At 41.5% G+C, this 3,660-nt stretch carries 3 protein-coding genes; all 3 read right to left on the bottom strand.

Features of this window, described 5'->3' with window-relative positions:
* Positions 1-255: 255 nt before the first annotated feature.
* Positions 256-1,209 carry a D-2-hydroxyacid dehydrogenase gene (locus CXF78_RS14655; protein ID WP_011638762.1) on the bottom strand — a complete coding sequence of 318 codons (954 nt, stop codon included), beginning with the start codon at positions 1,207-1,209 and terminating at the stop codon, positions 256-258.
* 33 nt (positions 1,210-1,242) lie between these two features.
* On the bottom strand, positions 1,243-1,977 hold the full coding sequence (locus CXF78_RS14660; RefSeq protein WP_102037216.1) for a glycerophosphodiester phosphodiesterase: 735 nt from the start codon (positions 1,975-1,977) through the stop codon (positions 1,243-1,245).
* A gap of 24 nt (positions 1,978-2,001) precedes the next feature.
* On the bottom strand, positions 2,002-3,660 hold a 1,659-nt coding region (locus tag CXF78_RS14665; RefSeq protein ID WP_145991465.1), incomplete at its 5' end, for a mechanosensitive ion channel domain-containing protein.

A 3,660-nucleotide genomic window follows, 5' to 3' on the forward strand; every position in this document is an offset into this window, starting at 1 on the left:
GCGATCATTTTTAATACAGTTTGATCTAGCTCATCTTTTTCCGATAAATCAACTCCGCGATATTAGTGCAGGTATAAACACATTTGTAGTTAACTTATTGATATTGCTAAATTTAGCTTGGTGGGTACAACAATTTGTGAAAGCGGTTAATATTAGGTGTTAACCGGATCAGATTAAGTGCATTTTTGATGCTGTACACCAAAGTGATCAAAACCCTCTTGAACCATATCTGTGAATATTAAGTTGATTACAGCTTTAGTAACCTTGGTTAACGTCGACCACATACTGTAATGGTTTGGATTGTTGCCATAGCTGATAGTTGTGACTGAATACCTGTATTACTTGCTCAGGGAAGCTTGGTGCAGCGATATGCGGTGTAATAGTGACGTTATCATAATGCCATAGTGGATGATCAGCAGGAAAGGGCTCTTGTTCAAATACATCTAATATGGCTTGGCGTTGTGGCTGTAAGGTTAATTCAGCTTGCAGCGCTTCTAATTCAATAGTGCTACCTCGGCCAATATTAAATAACATGGCATCTGCTTTTAATAACGTAAGATTAGCCGCATTTAAAATGTGTTTGGTTTGAGGTGTACTGGGTAATACGCTAACAATCACATCTGCTAGCGGTAAATAGTCGGCTAATTTATCCATCGTGTCGATGCTATCAAATTCACTAACATGACCACCTTTTCGATTAAGCCCGCTGACGGTCATACCAAAATGATGAGCTGTTTTTGCAAGGTGCTGGGCGATAGATCCGGTGCCTAATATTAATAGTTGTGCTCCTTGTAAAGTACCATAACTACCCGCTAACCAACGCTGCTGTTGTTGCTGTTGAGTGTAAACATTATGGTGGCGATAATGGCTTAGCAGGTAACCAAAAACATATTCACTCATAAGCGGACCAAACACACCGCGAATATTAGTCAGTAAATAATCATGTGGTAACGACAGATGCATTAATGCATCGACACCAGCAAAGGTAGATTGTAACCAGTTGGGCGCCGGTACATGCGGCAATAATGAAGCGGCTAGATGAGGTTCTGCTAACCAAATATCGGTATCGCTAATATTGCCGCCAGTATAATGGTCTGAATCATCAACCATCAGATCGTCAACAATTTCGAGGTTCGGCAAGCAAAGCGTTGTTAATAGTTGCCTATATCGGTCATTTTCTCTGGTCAGTAATAACAGTTTATGTGCCACATTAACCTCATTGTCGAACGTTGGATAACTAGATTATTCAAACCAACCACTATAATCGGTTGTTATCGGCATCATTGCTGCTGCGATGGCTTTGTCTGGGTAATTACTGAATATACCGTCCACACCCATCGCTTTTAACGCTTGAATATCTTGTGGATTATCAACCGTATAAACAAACACTTTGCCACCTCGCTGGTGAGCATCATCAACAATGGCTTGATTAATAAAACCAACATCAAGATTGATTGAATAGGCATTAAGTGTGGTCATTATTGTAGCTAAATCGAGCGGAATTCCAGCTAGTAATGGTGCGATCACCGCGTGCGGAAAAGACTGTTTTATCTGCGCCAAATAAGGATGGTTAAAGGATGATATTAACAGTTGTTCTGGGGTGAAATTAAGTTGCTCTAAGGCTTGAGGATATAACGCAATCAAGGGTTGTACACAGCCAATGCCTTTTAATTCGATGTTGATAGTACATGAGCCTTTGCTGCTAATACTGACTCGTTCGAGTACTTGCCACAATGTGGGGATTGCTTGTCCGCCAACCGTAAATTGAGCCAATGCAGCCTTGGTGGCTAAATGAATTAGCCCTGTTCCTGTTGATTTACCTTCTAAGCGGCGATCATGAAACACCACTAATTCACCTTCAACGCAATGCACATCCAGTTCAATGGCATTAACGCCTAAGTCGAGGGCTTTGTCCATTGCGGCTAAGGTGTTTTCAGGAGCATAACCGCTGGCGCCGCGGTGAGCAAAAACGAGCATAGGTGTCCTTAATCAATACTTAGCTTAGCCCTTGTATAATCCGGTGGATTCTTTAGGTGCATGATTAATATGAACTTCCATCTGAGGGTAGGCAAGTTCAACATTGTTGTCTTTTAATTTTTTACTAATACGCTTATGTAAATTATGGCGTAGTGGCCAACGATCAGACATGTCTTTTGCATACGAGCGTACTTCATAATCTTGTGTGTGTTGACCAAAACCCGCAAACCATACTTCGGGTTCTGGGCTGGTTAATGATAAGTCACATTCACGTACCGCTTGATGCAATAACATTTCGACTTTCGCTGGATCTGAATCACGAGACACCGATACCGTAACGATAACGCGGGTAATAGGATCTGATAAAGACCAGTTAACCAATTGTTCGGTGATAAAGGCTTTGTTAGGCACGATAATTTCTTTACGATCCCAATCGACAATCGTGGTTGCTCTAATCTGAATTTTACTGACGGTACCGGTGAGATCGCGGATCGTCACCGTGTCACCAATACGGATCGGTTTTTCAAATAGAATGATAATACCGGAAATAAAGTTGGCAAAAATCTCCTGGAGACCAAAACCTAAGCCCACTGATAATGCGGCAACTAACCACTGTAATTTTGACCATTCCATGCCCAAAGTTGAAAACCCGAACAGCATGCCAAAAAATACCACAAGGTAGCTACTCACAGTGGTAATAGCAAAACCTGTGCCTGGCGATAAATCGAGCCTTTGTAGAAGCATTAATTCAAGTAAACCAGGTAGATTCTTCGCAATAACGACCGAGAACCCGACCAACATGATGCCAAATAAAATAGACTTCAATGTAATGGGCACTTGCTGCTCAATACCATTTACATTGCTATTGGTGGTCCATAAGGTGATGCCATCTAAAAATGAGAATACCGCAGTATGTGTTTGCGCCAAAATGCCTAATAAGCTGGCAAAAAAAGCTAAAATTAAGATCGACCTGACTAAACCTAACGATTGGCTAGAGATGGTTTCTAAATCAACGACGGGTTCTTCGTAGGTTTCTATCGGCTCATTATTCATTTCGCCTCTTTCACGCTGTGCAAGTCGCTCTGCACGTTTTGCTTTGGCTCGGTCAAAAGCAATTAGGCGACGCTCGATTAACATCCAACGCTTAATGAGCTGATAGGTTAGTAAGAAACCTAAGCCTAACAGTACCGATATTTGTAGCTGTAATAGCAGCTGGAAAGCCGTGAAGTAGTAACCTATTCCCGCCAAGATAGCGCTAAATATTGGCGTGACAACTAGAAGTGCCCATACCGCTTTTTGAATCAACTCCATGTTAGTGGCGTTAGGCTTATTTTTACGATATTGGCCAATAAGTAACATGATATCTTTATACAGCAGGCATAATACAATACAGAAAACGATAAATGCACCGCGGCCAAGACTGTTGCGTACTAACGAAGTATCTAATGCTTCGGTAAAGCCCATTAAACCGATTAATGGTGCCGAAACCATGACAAATGAAGCCATGGTTTGTTGTGCTTGTTTTACAATTTTCTTGGGCCGTCTGAAGTGGCTGATCAAAATGCCTTTATCAACGGTTAATAAGTAAAAGAATTGGTAAATGAGATAACAGACACCAATGGCTAAGATGCCCACTCCAACGGCATACACCATATTTTGCTCTGATCGCGAGAATATAAACCC

Origin of the sequence: Shewanella sp. 11B5, from assembly GCF_002836795.1 — a bacterium.
GTDB classification, from domain to species: domain Bacteria; phylum Pseudomonadota; class Gammaproteobacteria; order Enterobacterales; family Shewanellaceae; genus Shewanella; species Shewanella frigidimarina.

What these genes read in the sequence shown, in the direction of transcription:
- CXF78_RS14660 (WP_102037216.1), bottom strand. Translation starts at nt 1,977, where the DNA reads ATGCTCGTTTTTGCTCACCGCGGCGCCAGCGGTTATGCTCCTGAAAAC.